This is a genomic window from Planktophila warneckei (SeqCode) (assembly GCF_965234675.1).
Taxonomy (GTDB): Bacteria; Actinomycetota; Actinomycetes; order Nanopelagicales; family Nanopelagicaceae; genus Planktophila; species Planktophila warneckei.
The window spans coordinates 1,224,966-1,251,725 of record NZ_OZ248350.1 but is presented as its reverse complement, the minus strand read 5'-3'; the positions used below and the strand labels follow the sequence as shown (position 1 = coordinate 1,251,725).

The window sequence follows — 26,760 nt, the reverse complement described above, 5'->3', positions numbered from 1 at the left end:
CGTTAGCACTCTCGGGGTGCGAGTGATAAAGCCCCCGACCAAGAAGGACTAACACAAGGAGCACAACTCATGGCAAAGCAGATTGCCTTTAATGAAGAAGCACGTCGCGGTTTAGAGCGCGGCATGAATATCTTGGCTGACGCGGTCAAGGTAACCCTTGGACCTCGTGGACGTAACGTCGTTCTCGAGAAGAAGTGGGGCGCCCCAACAATTACTAATGATGGCGTTTCCATTGCAAAGGAAATTGAACTTGATGACCCTTGGGAAAAGATTGGCGCAGAGCTAGTTAAGGAAGTTGCAAAGAAGACTGATGATGTTGCCGGTGACGGAACAACAACTGCAACTGTTTTAGCTCAAGCACTAGTTCGCGAAGGTCTACGTAACGTTGCTGCGGGATCAAACCCAATGGCGCTAAAGCGTGGAATTGAAAAGGCTGTTGCTGAAATCGTTGCAGAGCTTCTATCAATGGCAAAGGCTGTTGACTCAAAAGAACAGATCGCTGCAACCGCATCTATCTCTGCAGCAGATGCAACTATTGGCGAGATGATCGCTGAAGCGATGGACAAGGTTGGAAAAGAAGGCGTAATCACAGTTGAAGAGTCAAATACTTTCGGTCTAGAGCTAGAGCTCACAGAAGGTATGCGCTTCGACAAGGGTTACATCTCTCCATACTTTGTAACTGATCAGGATCGTATGGAAGTTGTTCTAGAGGATGCTTACGTATTGATCGCTAACTCAAAGATTGCAAATATCAAGGATCTAGTTCCAGTACTTGAAAAGGTAATGCAATCAGGTAAGCCACTATTGATCATCGCTGAAGATGTTGAGGGTGAAGCGCTCGCAACTTTGGTAGTTAACAAGATTCGCGGAACATTCCGATCAGCAGCTGTTAAGGCACCTGGCTTTGGAGATCGTCGTAAGGCGATGCTTCAAGACATTGCAATCCTTACTGGTGCAACAGTTATCTCAGAAGAGGTTGGACTTCGTCTAGAGGCAGCAGAGCTTGATCTTTTGGGTAAGGCTCGCAAGGTTGTTATCAGCAAGGAAGAGACAACAATTGTTGAAGGCGCTGGAGATGACGCACAGATCAAGGGTCGCGTACAGCAGATCCGTAACGAGATCGAGTCATCTGATTCAGATTACGACCGCGAGAAGTTGCAGGAACGTCTTGCAAAGCTCGCTGGTGGCGTAGCTGTTATCAAGGCGGGAGCTGCAACTGAGGTTGAACTCAAGGAGCGCAAGCATCGCATTGAAGATGCAGTTCGCAATGCAAAGGCTGCAGTAGAAGAAGGAATCGTTGCCGGTGGTGGCGTTGCACTTCTACAAGCAGGCGCTGCAGTGTTCAAGCGTCTAACTGGTTTAACTGGTGATGAAGCAACTGGTGCAAAGATTGTTGAATACGCAATCGAAGCTCCAATTAAGCAGATCGCAGTTAACGCAGGACTTGAAGGCGGAGTTGTTGTTGAGAAGGTACGTCACCTTCCTGCAGGACAAGGTCTTAACGCAGCAACTGGTGAATATGTAGACATGATCAAGTCAGGAATTATTGATCCAGCAAAGGTGACACGTTCTGCATTGCAAAACGCTGCATCAATCGCTGCGCTATTTATTACAACAGAAGCTGTTATCGCTGATAAGCCAGAGAAGGCAGCTGCTGCCCCACAAGGTGGCGGAGATATGGACTTCTAAGTTCAAAAGCAGAAAAAAGAGTAATTAGCACGCTTAACGCCGTCTCTGATTAACACAGAGGCGGCGTTCTGCTTTACCCTTAGTCCATGGCCAAGAAGAAGAGCACCACTGCAGCATTTGATGCGCAGGATCTTGCCCGAAATGCTGCCCTTGATCAGGCGGAAAAGCGCGATCAAGTTGGCGGATTTGTTTCAGTTGAGTTTGATGATGAGAACCGCGTTGCAACATATTTATTTGAAGCAAACCTTGCAGGCTATAAAGGTTGGCGTTGGTGCATCACAATTGCAAAGGTTGATGAAGATTCACAACCAACAATTTGCGATGTAGTTGTTCTTCCAGGTCCAGATGCATTACGTGCACCTGAATGGATTCCATATCGCGATCGCATTCTTCCTGGCGATGTTGGTGTTGGTGACATTGTTCCAAGTTCACTCGATGACACTCGTTTAGTTTCAGGACAACAAGCGTTGCCACAGGATGAAGAGTTAGATACAGCGATGGCTGTTGAACTTGGTTTAGGTCGTGCGCGAGTTATGTCTATCGAAGGACGTGATCAAGCTGCAAAGCGTTGGTATGAAGGTGAGCGCGGACCTAACGCGCCAATTGCCCAGTCATCACCAAAGCCATGCCACAGCTGCGGATTCTTTATTCCAATTGCAGGTTCATTGCGTTCAACATTTGGCGTATGCGCCAACGCAATGGCACCTGATGATGCACGCGTAGTGAGCGTGGATCATGGCTGCGGAGCACATTCCGAAGCGACCTTCACAGAGCCGGTGTTAAACTAAGCACCTGCTATCGCACCCGCGATACCTATTTACATACGAGTAAAGAAAACTAGCAAGGAGCCCTCCCCATGCCTACAGGACGCGTTAAATGGTTCTCATTAGAAAAAGGTTTCGGCTTTATTGCAAATGATGAAGGCGAAGATGTTTATCTAGCGGCAACTTCACTTCCAGAAGGTGTTGCAACAGTTAAGCCTGGAACAAAGCTTGAGTTTTCAATTGCTGACAGCCGTAAAGGCCCACAAGCACTTTCAGTACACATCATTGATGCACCTCCATCACTAGTAGAGAACTCACGTGTTAACAGTGATGATCTTGCAGCGATGATTGAAGACACAATCAAGATTCTTGATCGCGTTGGAAATGGTTTGCGCCATGGACGTCATCCCAATGCACAAGAGGCTGATCGTCTTGGTCGTGTGCTGCGCGGTATCGCTACTGCGCTGGGTGCATAAACCTTTTCTTAAATACCGCTTCGTCGATCTCGACGAATTGTGTAACGAATACCAATTAAGCCAAGCACGGCTCCGCTTACGCATGTCCAAATAATCTTTGCATCAGCGCCCATTGCAATAGCAATCACACCAGCTATCACCCAGCAGGTACTTCCAATAGCGACTAGAGTTACTGCATTGCGTAGTCGAGTAGTCATGGAAGAAGAGTAATGGGATATCAGGTTAAAGAGGATGGTAATTGGCGGTCATTTCGCCATCGTAATTACCGAATTCTTTTCCCTGCCAACACTGTTTCCAATATTGGCAGTTGGGCTCAACGTATCGCTCAGGATTGGTTAGTTCTCGAACTTACAAATAACAACGGAACGTACTTAGGATTGGTAACCGCAGTTCAATTTGCACCAGTTCTTGCATTCTCATTACATGGCGGAAAATTGGCTGATCGCTTTAACAAGCGCAAGGTTTTAATCCTGACAAACATCATTGGTGGAACCGCATCCCTTGCACTTGGCGCATTAGTAATGACAGATCTGATTGCGCTGTGGCATGTATTTGTTTTGGCGGGAATCTTAGGAATTTCAACGGCAATTGATGCTCCTGTGCGTCAAGCATTCACAACAGAAGTTGTTGGACAGACAGATTTACCAAATGCGGTATCGCTGAATTCAGCTAACTTCAACGCTGGCCGGTTGGTAGGACCTGCTATTTCAGGTGGTTTGATCGCAGCTTTTGGCACTGGGCCATCATTTATCGTTAACGGGCTTTCATATCTCTTCGTCATAGCGGCATTAGCAAACCTTAATGAAAAGGCGTTTTTCCATTTAGATCGACCAAAATCAGATGGAAGTATCCGCGAAGGAATTGCTTACGCAAAGGCCCGTCCAGATATTTATGTTGTCATGCTGATGGTTTTCTTCTTAGCAACCTTCGGACTTAACTTTCAGATCTTTAACGCGCTCATGGCAACACAAGAGTTTGGATTAGGACCTGCAAACTTTGGTTTGATGGGAACCTTTATCGCTATTGGTTCGCTGTCAGGTGCGATCGGTTCTGCACGGTTAGAGCGATTTAGAAACACAAAGTTTGTAATCCGTGGCGGCATTGCCTTTTCGGCATCCATCATGGTGCTGTCGATCTTGCCTAACTACATTAGCTATGTAATTTGGTTGCCAATCTGTGGCGTCACAGCATTAACGACATTGGTTTCAGCAAACTCCATCGTTCAAACAAGTACAGACCCAGCTATACGTGGACGTGTAATGGGACTTTATTTGTTGATCTTTATGGGTGGCACTCCATTTGGTTCACCACTAATTGGCGCAACAACAGACATCATCGGTATTCGCCCAACGATTGCTGTGTGCGGTGGCATTTCACTTGCTGCTTCGATGTTTATTTGGCTTAAATATAAAAACCGTGTGGCATTGCCTGCCGATATTTCAGTAGCTTCAGTATTAAAGACTGTTAATCGCAATAACGATTAAAATTCCAACCAGCGTTAGTAATGTAACTAAACGACGAACTTTGTAACTCATTACGCAGCCTCATGTACCTTTGATGGAATTGCCTTAACGATTACAAAAGCTACGGCAATCAGCACAAAAACCATGATGTACGCACGTGAAATACCAAAGCTATCGCCCAAGATTCCCAGCAAGAATGGGGCTCCTGCGATAGCTGTTCCCGCGGCTAATGAAGCGCGGCCAATAGCTAAATCTGGGCGTCCTTCGCTCAAGCCGATAAGACGAATAGATGACAAGGCGAACTGCATCGAAATACCCATGCCAACTGCCAATAGACAGAAGAGTGAGACAAACATGTTGTGCGATAACCAAAAACCAACAAAGCCGACAAACTGCAACGCAATGATTGAAAGTAGTTGAGTATCTAACTTCAGGTTCTTAAGAACTAAACCACCGTACCAGCGACCAATTCCCATTCCAGTTCCGAGCGCAACGATTGCAACGGTTGAAATCGCAGCGGTAGATCCAACGCGATCCTTTAACAGCGCTGCAGCCCAGAAGGATGTTGCAAACTCACTTGAGATACATGCAACGAAGCCGATCCATGCAATCCAAAAGCTACGTGAAAGTTTTCCACCTTGTGGGCCATCTTCATCAGGAACATGCTCATCTTCATTTTTTTCACGTCCAACTAAGAACAAGACCAAAGCGACTGGCAAAGCAAGAAGTAAACCAAGGCGCCACACATCTGGAAACGCGATAGCGATCGTTCCAATTAATGCGGTTCCGGTAACAAAGCCAACTGATGCAATTCCATTTGCTTGAGGGATTGCAACTTCAGCAGCCTTTCCGTAGTGATGTGACATCTTTGTAAGCATCGTGTTGATGACAACTGATGTTCCAAATCCGGTAATAAAAGTTGCAGGCAAGGTGATGTACACAGGGGGAGAGATAACAAAGAGAGTTAAACCTGTAATAAAGATTGATAAACCAATCCAACTTGCCTTTGAACGACCATAACGGTGTGCAATTCGTGGATTAGCCCATCCTGCAAAGATTGAAGCAACGCCCATTGCTGTGCCGTGTAAACCAGCGATAGTTAACGAAGTTCCTTGATCTGCGCGCAATAATGATTGTGCAGGGCCAAATCCACCTAAGTAAAAGTTAACGACAGCGGTTTGAACCGCTACGACCCAGAAAAAGCGATCGCGGTGAAAGCCCTTTGGCATTAAAGCGCTGCTACAACGTGGTCAATGCACTTAGTAAGTGCTTCAACATCACTTGGATCTACAGCAGGGAACATACCGATACGAAGCTGGTTCTTGCCTAGCTTGCGGTATGGCTCTGTATCAACAATTCCATTGGCACGAAGTGCTGCAGCAATCTTTGTTGCATCGATTGCATCATCAAAGTTAATTGTTCCAACTACCTTTGATCGCATCGCTGCATCTGTCACAAATGGAGTTGTGTAACTTGTCTTTTCAGCCCATGAGTACAAGAAGTCTGAAGACTGCGTGCTTCGACCTGCTGCAAATGACAAACCGCCATTTGAGTTCATCCACTCGATCTGTTCTGCAAGCAACATCAAAGTTACAAGCGCAGGAGTGTTGTATGTCTGATCTAAGCGTGAGTTCTCGATAGCGATTCCAAGATCAAAGAACGCTGGAACCCAACGACCGCTTGCCTTGATCTTTTCTGCGCGTGCGATTGCCGCTGGAGACATGATTGCAATCCACAGTCCACCATCTGATGCAAAAGACTTCTGAGGTGCGAAGTAATAGGTATCAAACTCTTTTGCATCAACCATCAAGCCACCTGCAGCTGATGTTGCATCAACGAGTACGAGTGCGCCATCTGTTCCTGCTGGGCGAATGATTGGCATCGCAACGCCAGTTGATGTCTCATTGTGAGTCATTGCGTAAACATCGATGCCAGCTTCAGCGACTGAAACAGGATGTGAACCAGGCTCTGCCTTAATAACTGTTGGCTCACCTAGGAACGGAGCTTCCTTTGAAGCAGCTGCAAACTTTGATGAAAACTCACCAAAAACAAGGTGCTGTGAACGCTCTTCAATCAATCCAAATGTTGCAATATCCCAGAACGCTGTTGATCCGCCGTTACCAAGAACAACTTCATATCCTTCTGGCAGATTAAATAGAGAGGTAAGTCCTTCGCGAACACGCTTCACAACATTCTTAACAGGCTTTTGTCGGTGCGATGTTCCAAGAATTGTGTTTCCACTTGCCGACAATGCAGCGAGTGCTTCTGGACGAATCTTTGATGGACCGCAACCAAAACGACCATCAACCGGCTTTAAATTGGAAGGAATAACAATGTCTGCGCTCATGGGCTAAGACTACGGGTAGTAGCGAGAGAGTTCCCAATCGGCAGCGGTGTTACTCCGCTCATACCTCAAACGGTCGTGCAAACGTGAGTATCGACCTTGCCAGAACTCAATATTTAGCGGAGTAACGCGATATCCGCCCCAATGGGGAGGACGTGGAACAACACTTCCTTCGGGCCACTTCTGCGCAGCACCTTCATACCGTTGCTCTAACTCGTCACGAGATGCAAGTGGTGAAGATTGATGACTTGCCCAGGCACCGATTTGTGAACCCCATGGTCGCGTTGCAAAGTAATCATCTGACTCTTGTCCGGAAACTTTTTCTGCAACACCACTAATTGAAACTTGTCGCTCCATTGCATACCAAGGAAATAGCAATGAAACATTTTGATTCAATTCAATTCCATGTGCTTTGCGAGATTCGTAATTTGTAAAAAAGGTAAATCCACCTTCTGAAATATCTTTTAACAAAACTGTTCGTGTAGTTATTTGTCCATCACTTGCTAAGGTTGAAAGCACCATTGCATTAGCTTCAACAATTACTGAATTTTCATGTGCTTGTTTTAACCACAGTGCAAAAGCTTCAAAGGGATGGTCTGGCAAGGTTTCTAAGCCAGCATCACTGTAAGAACGACGCATCGCTCTGATCTCTTCGCGGGTAACAATCTCGTCGGCCATGGCTCTATCGAACCCCACTTCAGACGATCGTGCACTCTGGTCTGCAAGCGTTTTCAGTCCCTCGTAGCCTTTATAACAATTTAGTAAATGACCACTCAAAAGAAGGAAACAAGCGCCATTTGGTTTGCTTACCCACGCACAAAAGGGTGGAATTACCCCAACAGCGCACGCCCTCGTGTGCGCGAATTCCATCCATGGAGGATATAAATGAACAAAAAGCGTCTCGGCATCGTAAGTGCCATAGCTACCGCTGTTCTTGCAGCCTCTGCATTTGTGGTTCCAGCATCACATGCAGCAGGAAAGTCTCTCGTCATCTGGTCTGATGAAAGTCGTGCAAAGACACTTCGTGAAGCAGCAGCTTCATGGGCGTCAAAGAATGGCGTAACTCTTACAGTAGTAATTAAAGACTTCGGTAAGGTTAAAGATGAACTCATTACTGCAGCACCAAAGGGTCTTGGTCCAGATCTACTAGTTGGTCCACATGACTGGGTTGGTCAGCTTGCATCTTCAGGTGTTCTTGATCGTATGGTTAACATCGACAAGGGCGCATATGCAGCTTCTTCAATTCAAGGTTTCTCATACAAGGGTCTTCTATACGGCCTTCCATACAACGTAGAAAACATTGCGTTGATCGTTAACACAAAGCTATCTCCAACAATCCCTGCAACTTTTGCTGATCTAGAAAAGACATGGGCAACATTGAAGGCAGCTGGAACAGCTAAGGTCGGTATCGAAGTTCCTTACGGAGATCCATACCACCACATGCCATTGTTCTCAGGTCTTGGTGGATATGTATTCGGTGTTGGATCCGGTGGAATCAACGCAAAGGATCTAGGAATTAACTCAAAGGCTCTTGCTGCTAACGCATCAAAGATTGATGGTTACTTCTCAAGCGGACTACTAAGCAAGTCATCAAATTATGACTTCGTACAGTGGTACGCAGGTAAGGCTCCATACATGATCACTGGTCCTTGGAACCTTGCAAACATTAAGAAGTCAGGAATTCCTTACGCAATTGCATCAGTACCTGCAGTTAACGGAACTCTTTCACGTCCATTCGTTGGCGTTAACGGCTTCATGATGAGCAAGTTTGCAGCGAACAAGATCGTTGCACGTCAGTTCCTAACTCAGGTTGCAGGTTCTGATGACTTCCAGCTAGCTCTTTACAAGCTCGGTGATCGTCTACCAGCTCTAAAGACAGCGGCAGCTAAGGTTGCAGATAACAAGGATGTAGCAGCATTTGGTGCATTCGGTTCAACTGGAACTCCAATGCCAAACATTCCTCAGATGAACTCAGTATGGGATTCATGGGGAAATGCTTGGAAGAACGTTGCTGATGGAAAGCAGACTGCAGCAGCAGCATTTGCTCAAGCAGCAGCAAACATCAAGAAGGCAATTAGCTAATTACCTCGTAGCTGAAAAGGGGCGTCGGAATCCCGGCGCCTCTTTTCATTACAGTTAAATTTCAGGAGAATAGATAAGTGAAGTTCAGCAATAAGACTCCAGCACTACTGCTGAAGATCATGCTGCTTGGAGCGCTCAACGCATTTACTGTGTGGTGCGTTCCAATTTTGATTTCACATAAAACCTGGTTCTTCGCGATTTACTTTGTAATTTCAACATTAGTTTTGGATTTCATTTTCTTAAGTAAGAGACGAATTGCACCAAAATATATTGTTCCTGGTGTCGTCTTGCTATTGATGTTCCAGGTTTACCCAGCACTATTTACTGGTTATGTAGCTTTCACTAATTATTCCAATGGTCACTTCTTAGATAAAGAGACCGCTATTGAAGTCATGGTCTCAAACTCATTTGCACCAGTAGGAGACACCTCAAATTACATGCAGGTTGTGCGTGATAACACCACACAAAAGATTGCACTGATTATTCAAGATTCAAATGGCTATGGTGTAGGTACTCGCGACGGCTACTCCGCTCTTCCGTCATCTGATTTATCGTTGACAGCAGATGGAAAGGTCGGATCTGTCAAAGGATTTACAACACTCACCGAAGATGAAGTTTTTAATATCCTTGATGAGTTTAATGATTACAAAGTTCCGATCGGCGGAGGAAAGTTTTACTCTGTTTCAGATGTAAATGCAGTTGAGCTAGTCGCTCAGAATTTAAGTTATGACCCAAAGAAGGATCAGGTCACAGATAACCTCACTGGAACTATTTATTCTCCAAATGACAGCGGATCTATGGTTAGCCAAGCTGGTGAAGAAATCGAACCTGGTTGGACTACAACTGTTGGCTGGCGTAACTTCTCAAAGGTCATCAATGATGATCGCTACCGCCAACCAATGCTTCAGGTGTTGGCATGGACCTTTATTTATGCAGGATTAGTAGTACTCAGTACCTTCTTCTTAGGTTTGCTACTTGCTTTGGTTTTAAACCACCCCCGCATGAAATCTCGCAAGATCTACCGCACTTTATTGATTGTTCCTTATGCGATGCCATCGGTGTTATCTACTTTGGTGTGGGCGGGTATGTTCAATGTTGATAACGGTGTCATTAATAAGATATTAGGAAGCCCAATTCCTTGGCTTTCAGATCCATGGCTGGCAAAGTTTGCAGTACTTCTAGTTCAGTTGTGGGCAGGAACTCCTTACATGTTCCTTATTGCAACTGGTGCAATCCAATCCTTATCAACTGAAACCATCGAAGCTGCGCAAGTTGATGGAGCATCACCTTTCCAGGTTTTCTCAAAGATCAAGTTGCCATTAGTTTTAATGACTCTGGCACCACTTTTAATTGCAAGTTATGCCTATAACTTCTCTAACTTTGGTGCGATTTACCTTTTAACAGGCGGTGGTCCAACAATTATTTCTTCAGGAGGAATCGCAGGTCATACAGATATTTTGATTTCCTATACTTACAAAATTGCGTTCGCTGCGGGTAAGGGAAATGATTACGGACTGGCCAGTGCGGTTTCATTCTTTAACTTCTTACTTGTTTCATCTATGTCGATTTATAGTTTCAAGAAATCTAAGACAATCGAGAACATGACATGAGCACTGAACAGATTTTAAAGCAGCGTCCTCTGACTCCAGCACAGTGGGGTAAGAAGATTGCTTGGCGACATGCGGTAGGAATTGTTGCTGTTGCATTTGCACTTTTCCCACTTGTCTGGATGATCTCTGCTTCTTTTGACACACTGGGCTCATTAAGTGCACAAAAACTGATTCCAGACAATCCTGGTCTAGAAAACTTCCGCACCTTGCTTAGTAATCCAGATCAGCCTTACTTAAAGTGGCTTCGAAATTCGATCGTAATCTCAGCCTCTAACGCTGTTTTGCAGATGTTTATTGGTGCGACAGCAGCTTACGCGCTAAGCCGTTTCCGCTTCAAGGGTCGCAAGTTAACGCTAATGACTATTTTGGTTGTTCAGATGTTTCCTCAGCTGCTCGCTGCAACTGCAATCTTCTTGATGCTTGCCGATCTTGGAAAGAGCATTCCATTCTTAGCATTGGGTCAAACATCAGCATTGATTATTGTTTTTGCTGGTGGCGCACTCGGAATTAACGCATGGATGCTGAAAGGTTTTTACGACACCATCCCTGCTGAAATTGATGAATCTGCCAAAGTTGATGGTGCATCCCATGCCCAAATTTACTTCCGCATTATTTTGCCTTTGGCACGCCCAGTGCTTGCTGTTATTACTTTACTTTCCTTTATTGGAACCATGAATGAATTCTTGATCACCTCAGTTATTTTGGGTGGAAATCAAAACTCAATCACTTTGGCGGTTGGTATGCAGCAGTACATCGACGGTCAATACAACGCTCACTGGGGACCATTTGCTGCTGGCGCACTTATTGCATCAGTACCTGTCATGATTCTCTTCCTATACCTACAAAAGCATGTTGTGTCCGGCTTAACCGCTGGTGCAAATAAGGGCTAATGAAAAATCAACCTCACCACGACGGTAGCGATCTATACGTAAGTAATAGCGCTCCCGCAATCGGCGATTCAGTAACACTCAAAGTACGCGTTCCTAACGATTATCTTTTTGAAAAGGCGATGCTTCGCATCTATCACGATGGTGAGCCTCGCATCTTTGAGATGAAGTTGAGTTCAAAAAACGAGGTTGAAAGCTGGTACCAAGTGAAGGTTGAGATCCTCAACCTTCAGAACTCATATCGTTTCGCCTTTATCGGTCATGGCAAGTATGAATGGCTCAATGGTCGCGGTTTATTTGATCATGATGTTCACAGCAATAGTGATTTCCAAATTGTGGCTATTCCAGGTAACCCAGAGTGGATTAAATCCTCTGTTTTTTACCAGATTTTCCCTGATCGCTTTGCACGATCTGGCAAGGTAAATATCACTCCCGATTGGGCGTATCCACGTGAATGGAATTTGTTGCCTCGTGGTCGCGGAAAGTTCACCGGTCAAGAGCTCTATGGTGGCGATTTGTACGGTGTTCAAGAGCATTTAGATCACGTTACCGAGCTTGGTGCTAATGGAATTTACTTCACACCGATTTTTCCTTCGCAATCAAATCATCGTTATGACGCAACCAGTTTTGATCATGTTGATCCAATTCTTGGTGGAGATAAAGCTTTTCAATCGTTAATTAAAGTTGCAAAGAAAAATGGAATTCGAATTCTTGGTGATTTAACCTCTAATCACTGCGGTGCTGGACACAACTGGCTTGCAAAGGCTAAGAAAGATAAGAAGTCCAAAGAGCGCACCTACTTTTTCTGGGACAAATCAATCAAGTGGGGCTATGTCGGTTGGTATGGACTTGAGTCACTTCCAAAGTTGAATTACGCATCAAAGGCGTTACGTAAAGCTGTTTACGAAGGCAATAACTCCATAGTGAAGAAATGGATCTCTCCAAAGTTTGGCATGGCTGGTTGGCGCATTGATGTCGGCAATATGACTGGAGTGCAAGGTGCAGAGAATCATCATGTAGAAGTCATGCAAGGAATTCGACAAGCCATGCAGGAAGTAAATCCCGACACATGGCTTGTTGCTGAAAATGGCGATTTCATTGCCAGCGATCTAAATGGTTTAGGATGGCAGGGAGCGATGAATTACCAAGGATTCATGCGTCCATTCTGGAATTGGATTAATCGAAACCCTGAGATTACTGGTGGATTTCAAGGATTGCCTTTTGCGATGCCAAAGATCAACGGAAAGCAGTTGGTCGAATCAATTAGCGAGTTCAATGCATCAATTCCATGGCGCTCATTAACCGCCAGCATGATGTTGCTAGATTCCCATGACACCGCACGTTTCAGAACAGTTGTTTTAGGGGATATTCAGGCTCATAAAACAGCTATGACAATGATGTTGTCCTATCCAGGTGTGCCTTCAATCTTTGCCGGTGATGAGATTGGGTTAGAGGGATCATGGGGCGAGGATGCTCGCCGCACTATTAATTGGGAAGATCGAAGCGGTTGGGATACTGAATTCTTCGCAGAGGTAAAAAAGCTTGTAAAGCTTCGCAAAACTCAGGATGCACTTATTAATGGCGGATTGCGCTGGATTGCTGTCGAAAATGATTACATCGCCTACCTTCGTGAATCCAAGAAACAATCGCTGCTTGTTTTAGTTTCACGAGGACCAATAAATGCAACCATTGATTTAAGCACTTTTGGTTATGAAGTTATGAAAACGCTTTATGGTCATGAAGTAAAGGGTGCAATCTTCTCGATTAAATCAGATTCTGCGATTCAAGGAGTATGGGAAGTTAAATGAAAAAGATTTTTTCAGCCTTTGCACCAATAATAATTGCAACTGCAATGATTACTCCAACGCAAGCAGCTGAGGATCTCACTTCTCTTTCTCGCCCGATTGCACGCGGTCCACTTGCAGGTGAATCTGTTTACTTTGTAATGACAGATCGTTTTGCAAATGGTGATACATCAAATGATGGTGGTGGTTTAACTGGTGGACGACTAGGTGGAGGAGATGATCCAACCGATATCGCTTTTTATCATGGTGGAGATTTCAAAGGATTAACTGAACATCTAAAATACATTGCAGGCCTTGGCTTTACCTCTATTTGGATCACTCCACCTGTTGTCAATCAATTTGTGCAGCAAGGATCAGCTAGTTATCACGGCTATTGGGGAACTGATTTCACAACCATTGATCCGCACTACGGAACTGAAGCGGATTTCAAAAACTTTGTATCTGAATCTCATAAGTTAGGCATGAAGGTCATCGTAGATATCGTTGTTAACCACACAGCCGATGTCATCAAGTACACAATTGGATCAACCTCTTATCGCGAACCAGCGGATTTCCCTTATAAAACCTGTACTGGAAAGGTCTTTGACCCTGCAAAAGTGGCTGGTTTGGCCTCTTTCCCACAGCTCTGTGCCAAGAACTCTTTTGCATATGTTCCTCGCACATCTTCATATGACAAGAGCATTAAAAAGCCGGCATTTCTCAATGACTTAACTAATTACCACAACCGCGGAGATTCAATTTGGTCTGGTAGTTCTGTAACTCAAGGAGATTTTTCAGGGCTAGATGATATTTTCACCGAAAAGCCCGCGGTTGTTAAGGGCATGACAGATCTTTGGTCCAGTTGGATTACACGATTTGATATTGATGGGTACCGAATTGATACAGCTAAGCATGTGAACCCAGAGTTTTGGAAGGCATTTTTGCCTAAGGTCTTAGCAACGGCAAAAGCAGCCGGTAAAACAAACTTTCCCATCTTTGGAGAGGTCGCAGATTCCGATATTCCATTTTTAGCAAGTTTTGTGACTGAGCAAAAATTCCCAGGCGTTTTGGACTTTCCTTTCCAAGCAAAGGTTTCGCGTTTTGCAAAAGCTGGCGGTGGAGCTGCTGACCTCGTTACTTTGTTTAATGCAGATGATTTATACACGACCACCAATACCAGTGCATACTCTTTGGCGACTTTCTTGGGTAATCACGACATGGGACGCATTGGCCGATTCATTGCAATTATTTCTGAAAGCGATGGCCAGAAGGTTTTGGTTGAGCGCTCTGAATTAGCAAACGCACTCTTATTTACATTACGTGGTGGCCCAGTTCTTTACTACGGTGATGAAAAGGGAATGACAGGGGACGGCGGAGATCAATTAGCTCGTCAAGATATGTTTGCGACTCAGGTTGAAGCCTGGAAGAGCGAACTTCGAATAGGTAACTCACCGATTGGAAACGCTTCTGCTTTTTCTGTAAAAAATCCTCTCGAAGACAATATCTCGGCTTTGCAAGGTTTATACGCGAAAAACCCAGCCATACGCCTTGGTTCTCAGCAACTTCGATATGGTGATGGTTCAGTCTTTGCAATCAGTCGCTTTGCTGAAAACCAAGAGATTGTTGTTGCCTATAACTCCAATGATGAACCTCAGAAGGCAACATTTACTGTCTCTACAAAGGGATCACAGTGGAGCACTTTGTTAGGCAAGGCCGAAGTTGCGGTCAAAGATCAATCAATGACAGTTTCTCTGCCATCGCGTGGATGGGTAATTGTGAAAGCTGATTCTGCATTTGCACCCCAAACCCCACTGTCAATCTCTTTACTGAACCCAAAGCCAGATTTCTCAACCCCGGGTTGGAGCGCGCTATCTGCAAAGGTTCCGGGTGATGATTTTGTTGAAGTTACATTTGCAATTCGCCAAGCCGGAAAGAGCTGGCAGGTTCTTGGAACTTCCGATCACCGCACATTCAAGGATGACAATGTCGCTGGTGGATTACATAGAGTCTTCTTACATAATCGCTTATACAAATCAGGTACAAAGTTTGAAATCGTGGCTATCGCCAAGAACACCGCAGGGGAAAAGGTTAGTTCTAAAGTTATCAACTACACCGTTAAGTATTAAGCCAAAACCTTAAGGGTTCATGTAAGTACTTTGCCCACGATCTTTCATTATGGCCGCTTCGTTTGTACACATAGCTCTGGTAATTACTGGTAAATCCTCTTTGCTGCATCAAATCATCCACAAAACACTGTAGGTGTACATACTCTTTATCTAAACCTTTATCGCCACGGCTCATCCAGATTTTGTGATGTGTTGGGAGTGCATCAACCATCGCCTTTGCAAATTTCTCATCACTAATAACCCAATGCGGTGAAAGCGCTAAAGCGATCGAAAACTTTTCGGGATGCTTTATCGCTGCATATAAAGTGGCTAGCCCACCCATACTTGAGCCAATAACAGCGGTTTTTGCTGGAGTTGCAAAGGGTGCAATTGCAGGCACGATCTCATTAAAAATGCTCTGCAGATACTCGTCGGAGTGAAGCTTTACAGAGGGATCAGAAATCCTCCAACGAGGATCAACGTATTCGCCATTGGAAAAGAATTGTTGCGGAGCTAGATCCTTTGCTCGTCCCCAAGGATTCTGCTTATTGGAGCTGTGCCATACAGCGATAATCGCTGGGGGATTGATCCCTAACTCATCGCTTACATGAATAGCGGATTGAGCCATCTTCCAGGTCTGTCCACGGTGGGTTGATGTCTTGCCATCAAAGACATTTTGGCCATCGTGAGCGATTAAAAGACGATCAGTACCTTGTTTGGGTAACCAATAATCAACGATTCGCTCCCCAAATTGAGCACGCACAACCTCGCCGGGAACCCCACGGACTTGGATGCGCTTTATCTCCTGCATGATGATTTAATCATCCCATGTCACAGCCGAAAACTTCAATCATCTGGTTTCGCCGTGACCTTCGAATCAATGATCATCCAGCGTTGTTAGCTGCGATTGAATCTTCAGATCAGATAATTCCACTTTTTATTCTGGATAAGAAACAGATTGAGGAAGCAGGCTCTAAATTGTTGGCGTACATGAGCCAATCTCTGCGCAAACTCGATGAATCATTAGGCAACAAACTTCACATCATCGAAGGCGATCAAGTTGAAGTCTTATCAACTTTGATCAAAAAGTATGGCGTGGAACAAGTTCATGTCTCTGATGAGTATGAGCGATATGGCGCGGCCCGTGATGCACGCGTTGAAGCCGCTGGAATTACCTTAGTTCGAACTGGTAGCCCATATGCGGTTACACCTGGACGAGTTGTTAAACCTAGTGATGGAACTCCATACAAGGTGTACACGCCCTTTTACAAAGCGTGGTGCATACATGGTTGGCGAGCACCGGCGGTGACTCCGAAGAAATTTAATTGTGTAGAACCAACCTCGGAATATCGCGCCTTTCCGGATTTTGTAATGCCTGACGGGGTTTCGGTAATTGAGGCGGGCGAAGAAGCAGCGCTAAAGCGTTTCAAGGCCTTCACTAAAAACGGTTTAGATTCCTATGATGAAAATAGAAACTTTTCTGCCATCGATGGAACTTCAAAGATGAGTACCTATTTAAAGTTTGGCGAGATCCACCCACGCACACTTCTGCAAGGTTTGGGCGAGAGCAAAGCACATGACACATTCCGTAAAGAGATTGCCTGGCGTGAGTTTTATGCAGATGTCTTGTTTAACAACCCAATGACAGATGTGCAGTATTACTCTGAAAAATTTGCACAGATGCGATACGACAAGCCAGGTGCTCAATTTGAAGCCTGGTGTGAAGGGAAAACCGGCTACCCATTTGTAGATGCAGCGATGCGACAGTTGGTTCTTGAAGGTTGGATGCATAATCGAACTCGCATGGTTGTGGCCTCATTTCTTGTTAAGGATCTGCACCTGGAATGGCAGTTAGGCGAAAGATTCTTTTCTGATCACTTAGTTGATTACGATGTTGCTTCTAATGCACATGGGTGGCAGTGGACCGCAGGTACTGGCACCGATGCATCCCCGTATTACCGTGTCTTTAATCCGATTGAACAAGGTCGTCGTTTTGATGAAAACGGGGATTACATTCGCAGATATGTGCCAGAGCTTGCACATCTTTCAGCCTCTGAAATTCATGAGCCATGGTTGTACCTCGATGGCTACAGCAAGGGATACTCAGAAAGAATTGTCGATCATGCAGTTGAACGTGTGGAATCACTTGCACGTCTGCAAGAGATCAAAGCTGATAAACCCCTAGGCCCTCACGCTTAGCCTTGTACATCGCGTTATCTGCTCGCACTAGTAAATCTCTCTCGCCTTTATTTTCTGCAACACCAACACTGACGCCTAAGCGAATTTCTTGATTATTGATGTGAAATGGATATGAAAGCGTCGCCTTGAGCGCTAAAGCGACCTCTATAGCGCTTTCATGCCCACCTTCATACAGAACTCCAAACTCATCCCCGCCAAGTCGTGCAAGCAATGCACCTGCAGGTAACGCCCGCTCAAATCGCAGCGCCACCTGCTGCAAAACCTTGTCTCCGGTTTCATGTCCATGCAGATCATTTATTGGTTTAAAGCCATCCAAATCAAGCAGCAGAAGCGATCCCTTTTTATCAATGAAGGTATCGATTTCGCTTACCAATCGTCTGCGGTTAGGAAGTCCGGTTAATTCATCTGTGCGAGCAAGAATTCTCTCTTCTCCGATATTTCTAGCTTGAGTCAAAGCAATGGCCATGCGAGTAAATGCAAGAACCAGAGTCGCAATTGCTGGAATCAATACAAAATGTGGAAAGTATTGTGGCTGCAATGCAATGAGCGCCAACAAGGTAGCGCTCAAAGAGACTGATAGTGAAACAAGGATGGGACTTAATCCATTACTTTGAACTTCATCGATGCCTGTTTGCCAGAAGCTTTCCGCAATCAATACAAGCCCCAACAGCCAACCAACATCAACAATCGAACCAAGTGAATATTGGCTATTTGTCTGTTGCCACAGAAAGAGAAAGTCTGTTACTGCATAGATCGCAACACCAATCAGCAAAGTAACTCCGCGTTTTGAAATACCTTGGGTTGCTATCACGGCAAGAACAACTGCCAGCAAAATCAAATCTGAAATCGGAAACATCACCGCGAAAAATGTTTCGCTCAAACTTCCACCAAAGTGGGGCATTAAGGGTTTCAAAAATATTGCTGATCCAAGTGTTCCTAACCCCAAACCGACTATCGAAGCATCAATGATTTCAAGCATCTTCAATTTTCTAGAGGCAACTAACAACCTTGGTAAAGAGATCACGGCTACTGGATAGAAGAGCAGGTATAACAAGTTCGCCGTTAATTCTGCGCTTGAATTGAGAGTTATCAAGCTTGAAGAGGAGGCCAGAAGGGATCCGGTTGTCCACACAGCAATTGCGGTGGCTGTAAATGATTTAGCTACTGGATCACTTATATGAGGGGCTATTAATACCGTAACAATCGCAGCAACGGCTACACAGTTGTACCCGATTAATTCAACCCAGGGATTGGCAAGAGTTTGATGCAAAGTGAGGTAGCTGCCTAAGCATCCGAAACCCATCCATCGCAGTGGCTGCATGTAACGAGCGTAGGAAGAGAGTTACGCCAATGTAATAGGGGAACCCATAGGCATAAAAAATCCCGCTACCAACCGGCAGCGGGATTTTTTGTAAGAACCTTTAGAAGCCATTAGTGCAGATTAACTTTGCGCTTTCGCGAGCATCGGCAACGTTAGCTGCAAGTTCTGCTGGCTTATTTGTAGCTGCAAGCTTTGCTGCTTCAAGCTTCTTGATCGTGATATCAATGTTGCGAATCTTGCTTGCATAAGCACGTGTTGCAGAAGTCCATGAACCAACAGCGGTTGTAAGAATCTTCTTATCTGCATCAGTTGTTGCAGCGGTCAACTTAGCTTGCGCCGCAGTCAGTCGCTTATTTGCTTCATCAAGCTTGAGCTGAATCTCTGCCTTATTAGCAGTTTCAGTTGCAATACCTAAATCGATAACTGGAAGCTGGGCTTTGAAATTAGCAGCTGTTGTAACCGCTGACTTCTGAGCCTTCACTGCATCATTTGCTGCAGTTACGCAATCAAGTGAAAGCCAGGTTAGCTTCGTGTTTGAAACCAAAGGATTCTTCGCACACTTGTATGTGCCACCACTTGTCTTAGTTGTTGCACCAGACTTAGTACATGCAACACCATTGGAGATCTTGGCAGCAGCATCTGCAGGAACAGCAACCATGACGCCACCGGCGACTACGAGTGCTACTGAGATTGACGCGATTTTGCGAAGCATGAAAGAACCTTTCGTTGTAATGCGGTAATACTAGCGATTGGGTGCTTAGAGAAGGCTGAAAACCCGCCGAGAGTCGGTAGGTATGACCATTACTTTCGTTGCTTGGCCCTTAAATTCATCCCAACTTTTCTTACAAGAGTTCGAGGAAGAGTCTGAATTACAAATACCAAGAGTTGGTATTGCCAACCCGGTACGGAAACCGCCACACCCTTCAGCGCATCTCTCCATGATCGTGCAACCAGCTTGTCGGAGTTCAGCCACATAAAGTTTGGCAGCCCCTTCATCGACATGCGTGCCCGTTGATGGAACTCAGTACGAGTAAATCCGGGGCACAGCGCGCTCACCTTTACATTTGTTCCAGAAAGTTCGGTATTTAATGATTCAGAGATCACAGTGATGTATGACTTGGATGCGCTGTAAGAACCACCCGCAATGTAGCCAGCTACTGATGAAACGTTGATCACAACACCTTTATTGCGCTCCTTCATACCCGGCAAAGCGCTGTGCATTAAGCGCATTGGGGTGCGCACCAAAACATCGAGCATTTGTTGCTCCGCCTCAAGTGATGACATGGTGAAGGCTTTGTTAAGTCCAAAACCAGCGTTATTGATCAGCACATCGATCTGATTGCTGGTGATGTACTTCTCAACAACTGCGCAACCGGCATCTGTTGCAAGATCAGCTTGGATGACATGAGTTGAAATTTTGTACTGCGCCTCAAGTGCGCGAGCTCTCTCTTCAAGACGTGGAAGATCGCGAGCCACCAACACAATGTTGTAATTATTCTCGGCAAGCAAGCGGGTAAAGCTTTCGCCAATACCTGCAGTTGCACCTGTTACCAACGCCCATGAAGTCATTGCTATCTCCTAACCAATTCGAAGTTCACCGTGTGCTCCTTGCGGAACAAATGGTGCGTGCGGTGCAACAGGGGAGAGGGCTTTATATGCCTGACCTTGAAGAGGACGCGGATCTGCCTCACCCTTATTTGGCCACAACGATAAGGCACGTTCTGCTTGAGCGGTGATTGTTAATGAAGGATTTACTCCAAGATTTGCGGTGATCGTAGATCCATCAACAATATGTAGCGTTGGATAGTTCCATACTCGGTGATACGGATCGATTACGCCTTTGTTTTGATCTTCACCGATAACACAGCCGCCAACAAAGTGAGCGGTAAATGGTGCATCAATTAAATCTCCGACATGGCCTGCACCGACGCCGCCATGTTTTTCTGCGACTCTCTTTACAACCTCATTTGCTGCCGGAATATAGGTTGCGTTGGGATGCTCTGGATCATTTGTAGATGTCAGATGCCATCCAAACCAGGATCTCTTTGGTCGAACGGTGATGAATGAATCAACATTTTGCATAGTTAAAGCGATAACTGTTCTTTCACTCCACTTGCGAACATCCATAATCTTCTTAAGTGACGATGGCTTAGCAATAAATATCTTCCACCACTGCTTACGTCGCTCCTTCGATGTGTAACCATCGGTCATCAGAGTTTGCAGTAGCCCCATTAAATTGCTGCCCTTGCCATAACGAACAGGTTCGATATGCGTGTGCTCATCTGGGAAAAATGATGATGTGATCGCACTTCCCTCGCTGAAATTAATGGATGCATCAGCCATGATTGCTCCGGTTAGCGCCTCACTATTCGTTCTAGACAAATCACCCAGGCGATCAGAAAGCTTTGGCAAAACCATTGAATCCTTCATTTTGTGCAGAAGTTTTTGGGTGTTGTATGCACCGGCGGAAATTATGAGTTCTTTCGCATAAAAGACATCACCTTTTGAACCAAAGGGATCAGAGGTTTTCTTCGTTGTAATCTTCCAGTCGCCATTGTCTAGTTGTTCAAGCTTTGTTGCAGTTGTCATTGGAAATACTTGTGCGCCAGCTGATTCTGCAAGTCCCAAGTAATTCTTAGGCAAAGTGTTTTTAGCGTTGAACTTACATCCAGTCATACATGCACCACATTGCTGGCAACCATGTCGATCTGGGCCGACACCACCAAAGAATGGATCCTTTGCAACTACACCTTTTCCTTCACCGAAGAAGACACCAAGGGGTGCCATTTGAAATGTGTGCCCAACGCCCATCTCATCGGCAACATCCTTCATCGCCTTATCGCTGTTAGAAAAGTATGGATTTTCGGTAACACCTAACATGCGGCGTGCTTGATCAAACCAAGGCTCTAACTCTTTCTTCCAATCAGTAATTGCTGCCCACTGCTTGTCATTGAAGTAGGCATCACCAGGTTGGTACAAAGTGTTGGCGTAAACCAATGATCCGCCACCAACACCTGCACCACACAAAATCAAAACATCTGGAAGAACATGGATACGTTGGATTCCGTACAAACCTAAAGCTGGGGCAAAGAGAAACTTATTAAGTCTCCATGAAGTTTTAGGAAAATCCTTATCTTTAAATCTGCGCCCGGCTTCAAGTACTGCAACGGAATAACCTTTTTCGCGCAATCGAAGCGCAGAGACCGAACCACCAAAACCGGATCCGATCACTACGACATCGAATGTGCGTTTAGCCATTTACAACGCCAAACCCGCTGGATCTTCATCGCGAATTTGCCAGCTACTTCCGTATTGCTCGATTAAATCCAAGAATGGCTTCGGTTCCATCCATTCAGGACCAACAACACCACGAGGCTTCCATGTGCCATTTGCAATCAATTCCATAGCAATAACGGGGTTAATCGCCGTCTGCCATACAACAGCTTGATCACCGTAGTTATCCATGGACCATTGATTATCTACAACGTTATAGATGTAACAGGCGTAGGGCTTTCCTTCTTTATCAAGACCCTTGATATGTGCGCCTGCACAAGTCTTACCGTGCATAAGCGGACCAATCTTTGCAGGATCTGGAAGCAGTGAGGCTAAGAAATCACGTGGAGCAATCTCCATTCCACGGTAATTAACCTTTTCCTTTTTGGATAAACCAAGTGCGTGAATAGTTTTCAAGGTGTTGATGAAATCAGCCCCGAGTCCATACTTAAATGAAACATGGTTCGCTTTAACCTTTTTAGGAATCAGAACAACTTCTTCGTGTTCAACATCTACACACTCAACTGGGCCAATTCCTTCTGGGAAATCAAAAACAACCCCACCTGAAAATGGTTCCGATGTGTGCCACTTGCCGTTGTCCCACAACAAAGGAGCGTTCAAGCATTCTTCAATTGTGGTCCAGATTGAAAATGATGGCGCGAAGTCGTATCCATCAACAGTTAAGTTGGAACCATCCAAAATAGTTACAGCATCAATTTCGCTGAATAAATAATCTTGGGCATACCGAGCAAAAATATCGCTCATACCTGGCTCGATACCGATTCCGATAAGTGCGTACTTGTCGTTTTTCTCCCAAGCAGCAGCTTGAGCAAATTGTTCATCACCCAGCATGACACCGGTTTTATGGAATGGATCAGTTGGGTGTGCCTTAGAAAGAGACATCGCCATATCTATGTAGTTAACGCCTGTATTTTGTGCAGCGGTAAAGATCTGCATTACAAAACGTGGATCTACTGCGTTGATTACCACGTCGGGATTGACCTTCTTGATCAATCCTTCGAGAGCCACCAGATCGCCGGCATCCACCTCCACTGATGTAAATCGAGGGTCTTGGATTTTCTGGGTGACAGCGTGCGCCTTTGAAGCATCGTAATCAGCGATAACTAATTCAGTGATAAATGACTTGTGTGATGCGATATTTGCGATTGCACTGCCAACTCCGCCTGCGCCGATAACGAGCGCTCTCATGGTTGGCCTTTCGGTTCGTTTTCAAATCCAACGTGGATTCAAGGGAAGGTTATCTATACCGCTAACCTTTGCCAAGCACCTTTGGTGTGAAAGTCCCCGTAGCTCAGTGGATAGAGCAACCGCCTCCTAAGCGGTAGGTCGCAGGTTCAACTCCCGCCGGGGACACACAATTAAAGTTAAGAAAAAACTACGGTGCGCTTTCCAACAATAAAAACTTTGTCATCTGCATAGAACTTCACAGCCTTTGCAAGAACACGTCGCTCGATATCGCGACCAATTGCAATTAACTCCTCTGGAGATGCAACGTGGGTCACATGAGCAACATCTTGCTCGATGATTGGTCCTTCATCTAAATCTGTAGTGACAAAGTGCGCTGAAGCTCCGATGATCTTTACGCCACGGTCATGTGCCTGGTGATATGGCTTTGCACCTTTGAAGCCCGGCAAGAAGGAGTGATGAATGTTGATTATTTTTCCAGGCAGTTTGTTGCAGAAATCTTCAGACATGATTTGCATATAGCGAGCAAGGACGACAAAGTTGATTTTTAGTTCATCAATCTTTTTTAAGATTTCAGATTCTTGGCTGGCCTTTGTATCTGTCGTAATTGGAAGACAGAGAAACTTAATTCCATGGGATTCGACAAGTCCACGTAGATCTTCGCGGTTTGAAATAACTAGCGGGATTTCAATGTTGAGCTCGCCAAGTTCTTCAAGGTACAAGAGATCACGCAGGCAATGACTTTCTTTTGTCACCATGACAAGTGCGCGAGGCTTTTGCGCTGTTGGTCGAATATGTAGAGAAGGATTGAACTTTGATAAACCCTCATTCAGGCTCTTGTTTGCACCTTCAATACCCTGAGAACTCTCAAATCGGGTACGCATCACAAAGGTATTTGTCGTTGGATCTGTGAACTGTTGGTTCTCAATAATGTTTCCACCGCAGGCAAGGACAGCTGAAGTCATCGCATGAACGATGCCAGGCTGATCTGCACATTGCAGGGAAGCGATTAGATCCATGTGCTTAGGGTACGCGAACTTAGTGGTGCAGAGTAAATCGCTGCATCCACTTAGGTGCCCACCAGTTGCGCTCACCAAATAAACGCATAAGTGCCGGCACCAGTAGACCGCGGACGATCGATGCATCCAGGATTACAGCAAGTGCCACACCAAAGCCCATCGACTTGATTGATGTAACACCGCTTGTAATAAATGCGGCGAACACAACAGCAAGTAGAACTGCCGCTGCGGTAATGATTCGAGCAGATCGTTGTAGCCCTACCGCCACTGATTCAACATTTGATTTACCAGCAAGGTGTTCTTCTCGAATACGAGACAACAAGAACAACTCGTAGTCCATAGATAAACCAAACACAACAACGGCAATCAAGATAACGATTGATGTATCTAAAGTTCCTGTCAACGTAAATGAACCGACTAGCCATTGCAGGTGACCATCAATGAATACCCAAGTAAGCGCTCCCATAGTTGCGCCCAACGACAAGAAGTTAAGGATTACTGCCTTAATCGGCAAGATGATTGAACCGGTAAAGATAAAGATCAATACAAGAACACTCAAAATGATCCAGCCAAGTGCCCATGGCAATGTCGCTGAAATTCCATCTTGTGAATCTGTGTAATCAGCTGCAACTCCGCCAATCAAAGTTCCATCAGGTGCAGGAATATCTCGAATCGTGTGAATTAACTTCTGCGCTTCTGGAGTTCGAGGCAACATTTCTTGATATGCAACTACGCGGACATCTTTACCAATAGTCACAGGTGGAACAACCGCCACGATTCCATCTTGCAGTCCAACCTTCTCGGCGTATGCATTGATTTGGTCTAACTTGTCAGAACCATTGCGAATGATGATTTCAATTGGATTTCCTGTTTGACCCGGAAAGCGTTCTGCCTGAAGAGCTGTTGCAATCGCTGCCTTATTGCTAGCAGGCAACATACGTGAATCACCTTGTGAAAACTTAATGTTTGTAATTGGTGCAGCAAGAATTCCAAGAATCACAAGTGAAAGAACTACAACGGCTGTTGGACGCTTCATGACCATGCGTGCGGTCTGTGCCCAACGGCCATCTTCCTTAGGTGTAATTGCTGATTTACGAATCACGCCTTTATCAATTTTATTTCCAACTAAAGCAAGAATTGGTGGCAAACCAAACAGTGCGCCAACTACCGCAAGTGCAACAACGGATACTCCTGCATAACCAAAAGACTTAAGGAATGGAAGCGGGAAGAAAGTCAGTGAGAACAAGGTAACTAGAACGGTTAATCCTGAATAGAAAACAGTCTTTCCGGCAGTTGCCATGGTGTTTACAACTGAATCCTCAACACTCTTTCCATGATGTAGCTCTTCACGGAAGCGGTTAACAATAAGAAGTGCGTAATCGATTCCAAGACCAAGGCCCATACCTGTCGTTAGATTCAGGGCGTAAATACTGACATCTGTAAATAAGGTAAATAAGAAAAGAATAAAGAAAGCGCCCAAGATGGCTGCGACTCCTACGATTAAAGGCATCGCTGATGCAACCATTGCGCCGAAAACAAAGGCCAGCAAAATAAAGGTCAGCGGAATTGAAATCGCTTCAGAGATAGTTAGATCCTTTGAAATCTTTTCAGTGATTGCATGCCCGATAACACCAACTCCACCGGCGTAAAGAGTTAAACCATCATATTCGCCATCGTAATTCTTTTGGAAAAAAGCACCGAGCTCTTGGCTCTTTGGAGTAAATGCTTCACCTGTTCCATAAACCAAAATGTACGCAGCTTTTCCATCACTTGATTTAAATGTTGGTTGTTGCCCAGAACTCCAGAAAGAAAGTGTTTTTGTTACATCTTTTTCTTTCGCAATCTTTGCTTCAAGAGCAAGCGCCTTTTGCGTTACAACGGGATCTGTGACATCTGTCTGTCCGGCATCAACCACGATGACAACCGCAGGATCTGAAAGCTTTAGTTCATCCTTCAAGTACTCATAAACCTTGTATGAATCACTATTTGGATTTGAGTAGCCACCTGAATCGAGGCGATTGAAAACCATTGAACCAACACCACCTGCAACCAAGATTCCAACGATAAAGAGAATCACGGCGCTCTTGCGACGCTTAACTAGTATGTGGCCCAACTTCTCAAACATGATCTGCTCTTTCCTTTAACGATGTAGAATTACCTGCATGAGCGATCTCTTTCCTAACGTAACTTCAGATGAGATCGATCCTGAAGCCGCCGCCGAGCAAGCTAGGCGCGAAGAAGAGATGAAGTCAGACAAGCCGCCTCACCACGAGAATTAATCAGCTTTCGGCGTCGCTGCCGGTGCGGTCTTTGCTGAATCAGTTTTATAAAACCCGGAACCCTTAAAAACAACTCCCACAGCGGTGTAAACCTTTCGGATCTCACCTTTGCACTCAGGGCATTCGGTGAGCGAGGCATCAGAAAAGGATTGAATCGCCTCAAACTCGTGGCCGCATGCGTTACATGCATATTGATATGTAGGCATCACAGGCTCCAATCGAATTAAGGCTAGGCAGTAAGTGTAAAGAAGTGAGACGA

23 protein-coding genes and 1 tRNA gene are annotated in these 26,760 nt (G+C 45.2%); 11 read left to right on the top strand and 13 right to left on the bottom strand.

Annotation, left to right across the window (positions count from 1 at the left end):
• The first annotated feature begins 69 nt into the window (after positions 1–69).
• The 3 genes from groL (at position 70) to AC8GFU_RS06470 (ending at position 2,929) form a co-directional block, all read left to right on the top strand.
• On the top strand, positions 70–1,689 hold the full coding sequence (gene groL / locus AC8GFU_RS06480; protein ID WP_506626327.1) for a chaperonin GroEL: 1,620 nt from the start codon (positions 70–72) through the stop codon (positions 1,687–1,689).
• 86 nt (positions 1,690–1,775) lie between these two features.
• On the top strand, positions 1,776–2,477 hold the full coding sequence (locus AC8GFU_RS06475; protein WP_506626326.1) for a DUF3027 domain-containing protein: 702 nt from the start codon (positions 1,776–1,778) through the stop codon (positions 2,475–2,477).
• Positions 2,478–2,545: 68 nt separating this feature from the next.
• Positions 2,546–2,929: a cold-shock protein gene (locus AC8GFU_RS06470; RefSeq protein WP_506626325.1), complete on the top strand. Its 384-nt coding sequence runs from the start codon at positions 2,546–2,548 to the stop codon at positions 2,927–2,929.
• Between the two features lie 8 nt (positions 2,930–2,937).
• On the opposite strand, the gene AC8GFU_RS06465 is transcribed toward AC8GFU_RS06470, so the two are convergent.
• Entirely contained in the window at positions 2,938–3,126 is a 189-nt protein-coding gene (locus AC8GFU_RS06465; protein ID WP_506626324.1) for a DUF2530 domain-containing protein, read from the bottom strand.
• Between the two features lie 12 nt (positions 3,127–3,138).
• Between AC8GFU_RS06465 and AC8GFU_RS06460 the strand changes: the two genes are divergently transcribed.
• Positions 3,139–4,413, top strand: coding sequence for an MFS transporter (locus tag AC8GFU_RS06460; protein ID WP_506626323.1), 1,275 nt, complete (start codon positions 3,139–3,141; stop codon positions 4,411–4,413).
• A gap of 50 nt (positions 4,414–4,463) precedes the next feature.
• On the opposite strand, the gene AC8GFU_RS06455 is transcribed toward AC8GFU_RS06460, so the two are convergent.
• The 3 genes from AC8GFU_RS06455 to pdxH are packed head-to-tail and all read right to left on the bottom strand — an operon-like array spanning position 4,464 to position 7,414.
• Positions 4,464–5,621, bottom strand: a complete 1,158-nt coding sequence (locus tag AC8GFU_RS06455) for an MFS transporter (protein WP_506626322.1) — start codon at positions 5,619–5,621, stop codon at positions 4,464–4,466.
• Complete coding sequence (serC, locus tag AC8GFU_RS06450) at positions 5,621–6,739, bottom strand: phosphoserine transaminase (protein ID WP_506626321.1); 1,119 nt, start codon at positions 6,737–6,739, stop codon at positions 5,621–5,623. Before serC ends, AC8GFU_RS06455 begins: the two co-directional genes overlap by 1 nt.
• A gap of 9 nt (positions 6,740–6,748) precedes the next feature.
• Positions 6,749–7,414 carry a pyridoxamine 5'-phosphate oxidase gene (gene pdxH, locus AC8GFU_RS06445; RefSeq protein WP_506626320.1) on the bottom strand — a complete coding sequence of 222 codons (666 nt, stop codon included), beginning with the start codon at positions 7,412–7,414 and terminating at the stop codon, positions 6,749–6,751.
• A gap of 207 nt (positions 7,415–7,621) precedes the next feature.
• Here pdxH and AC8GFU_RS06440 point away from each other — a divergent pair, with 207 nt between their 5' ends.
• The 5 genes from AC8GFU_RS06440 (at position 7,622) to AC8GFU_RS06420 (ending at position 15,225) form a co-directional block, all read left to right on the top strand.
• Positions 7,622–8,818 carry a sugar ABC transporter substrate-binding protein gene (locus AC8GFU_RS06440; RefSeq protein ID WP_506626319.1) on the top strand — a complete coding sequence of 399 codons (1,197 nt, stop codon included), beginning with the start codon at positions 7,622–7,624 and terminating at the stop codon, positions 8,816–8,818.
• Positions 8,819–8,895: 77 nt separating this feature from the next.
• Positions 8,896–10,428 carry an ABC transporter permease subunit gene (locus AC8GFU_RS06435; RefSeq protein WP_506626318.1) on the top strand — a complete coding sequence of 511 codons (1,533 nt, stop codon included), beginning with the start codon at positions 8,896–8,898 and terminating at the stop codon, positions 10,426–10,428.
• Positions 10,425–11,318, top strand: a complete 894-nt coding sequence (locus tag AC8GFU_RS06430; RefSeq protein ID WP_506626317.1) for a sugar ABC transporter permease — start codon at positions 10,425–10,427, stop codon at positions 11,316–11,318. Before AC8GFU_RS06435 ends, AC8GFU_RS06430 begins: the two co-directional genes overlap by 4 nt.
• Positions 11,318–13,123: a glycoside hydrolase family 13 protein gene (locus AC8GFU_RS06425; RefSeq protein ID WP_506626316.1), complete on the top strand. Its 1,806-nt coding sequence runs from the start codon at positions 11,318–11,320 to the stop codon at positions 13,121–13,123. The genes AC8GFU_RS06430 and AC8GFU_RS06425 overlap by 1 nt, the downstream gene beginning before the upstream one ends.
• Positions 13,120–15,225 carry an alpha-amylase family glycosyl hydrolase gene (locus AC8GFU_RS06420; protein WP_506626315.1) on the top strand — a complete coding sequence of 702 codons (2,106 nt, stop codon included), beginning with the start codon at positions 13,120–13,122 and terminating at the stop codon, positions 15,223–15,225. The genes AC8GFU_RS06425 and AC8GFU_RS06420 overlap by 4 nt, the downstream gene beginning before the upstream one ends.
• On the opposite strand, the gene AC8GFU_RS06415 is transcribed toward AC8GFU_RS06420, so the two are convergent.
• Complete coding sequence (locus tag AC8GFU_RS06415; RefSeq protein WP_506626314.1) at positions 15,215–16,015, bottom strand: alpha/beta hydrolase; 801 nt, start codon at positions 16,013–16,015, stop codon at positions 15,215–15,217. The genes AC8GFU_RS06420 and AC8GFU_RS06415 overlap by 11 nt on opposite strands.
• Positions 16,016–16,032: 17 nt before the next feature.
• Between AC8GFU_RS06415 and AC8GFU_RS06410 the strand changes: the two genes are divergently transcribed.
• Positions 16,033–17,403, top strand: a complete 1,371-nt coding sequence (locus AC8GFU_RS06410; protein ID WP_506626313.1) for a cryptochrome/photolyase family protein — start codon at positions 16,033–16,035, stop codon at positions 17,401–17,403.
• Here AC8GFU_RS06410 and AC8GFU_RS06405 read toward each other — a convergent pair.
• From AC8GFU_RS06405 to AC8GFU_RS06385, 5 genes are all read right to left on the bottom strand, one after another.
• The gene (locus AC8GFU_RS06405) at positions 17,369–18,724 is read right to left on the bottom strand and encodes a GGDEF domain-containing protein (protein WP_506626312.1); all 1,356 of its coding nucleotides are present in this window, start codon (positions 18,722–18,724) and stop codon (positions 17,369–17,371) included. The two genes, AC8GFU_RS06410 and AC8GFU_RS06405, sit on opposite strands and share 35 nt — an antisense overlap.
• Before the next feature lie 100 nt (positions 18,725–18,824).
• Positions 18,825–19,436: a hypothetical protein gene (locus AC8GFU_RS06400; RefSeq protein ID WP_506626311.1), complete on the bottom strand. Its 612-nt coding sequence runs from the start codon at positions 19,434–19,436 to the stop codon at positions 18,825–18,827.
• An 89-nt stretch (positions 19,437–19,525) separates the two neighbouring features.
• Entirely contained in the window at positions 19,526–20,293 is a 768-nt protein-coding gene (locus tag AC8GFU_RS06395) for an SDR family NAD(P)-dependent oxidoreductase (RefSeq protein WP_506626310.1), read from the bottom strand.
• Positions 20,294–20,302: 9 nt separating this feature from the next.
• Entirely contained in the window at positions 20,303–21,982 is a 1,680-nt protein-coding gene (locus tag AC8GFU_RS06390) for a GMC family oxidoreductase N-terminal domain-containing protein (RefSeq protein ID WP_506626309.1), read from the bottom strand.
• Complete coding sequence (locus AC8GFU_RS06385) at positions 21,983–23,206, bottom strand: saccharopine dehydrogenase family protein (RefSeq protein ID WP_506626308.1); 1,224 nt, start codon at positions 23,204–23,206, stop codon at positions 21,983–21,985.
• Between the two features lie 92 nt (positions 23,207–23,298).
• On the opposite strand from AC8GFU_RS06385, the gene AC8GFU_RS06380 reads away from it, so the two are divergent.
• A tRNA-Arg gene (locus AC8GFU_RS06380) sits at positions 23,299–23,371 on the top strand.
• 11 nt (positions 23,372–23,382) lie between these two features.
• Here the strand turns inward: AC8GFU_RS06380 and purU are convergent.
• The 3 genes from purU to AC8GFU_RS06365 all read right to left on the bottom strand — a co-directional run bounded on the left by purU (position 23,383) and on the right by AC8GFU_RS06365 (position 26,707).
• Positions 23,383–24,222 (bottom strand): formyltetrahydrofolate deformylase, encoded by an 840-nt coding sequence (gene purU, locus AC8GFU_RS06375; protein ID WP_506626307.1) that lies wholly within the window; start codon positions 24,220–24,222, stop codon positions 23,383–23,385.
• A gap of 19 nt (positions 24,223–24,241) precedes the next feature.
• Positions 24,242–26,347, bottom strand: a complete 2,106-nt coding sequence (locus tag AC8GFU_RS06370) for an MMPL family transporter (RefSeq protein WP_506626306.1) — start codon at positions 26,345–26,347, stop codon at positions 24,242–24,244.
• A 150-nt stretch (positions 26,348–26,497) separates the two neighbouring features.
• On the bottom strand, positions 26,498–26,707 hold the full coding sequence (locus AC8GFU_RS06365; protein ID WP_506626305.1) for an FmdB family zinc ribbon protein: 210 nt from the start codon (positions 26,705–26,707) through the stop codon (positions 26,498–26,500).
• Positions 26,708–26,760 lie beyond the last annotated feature (53 nt).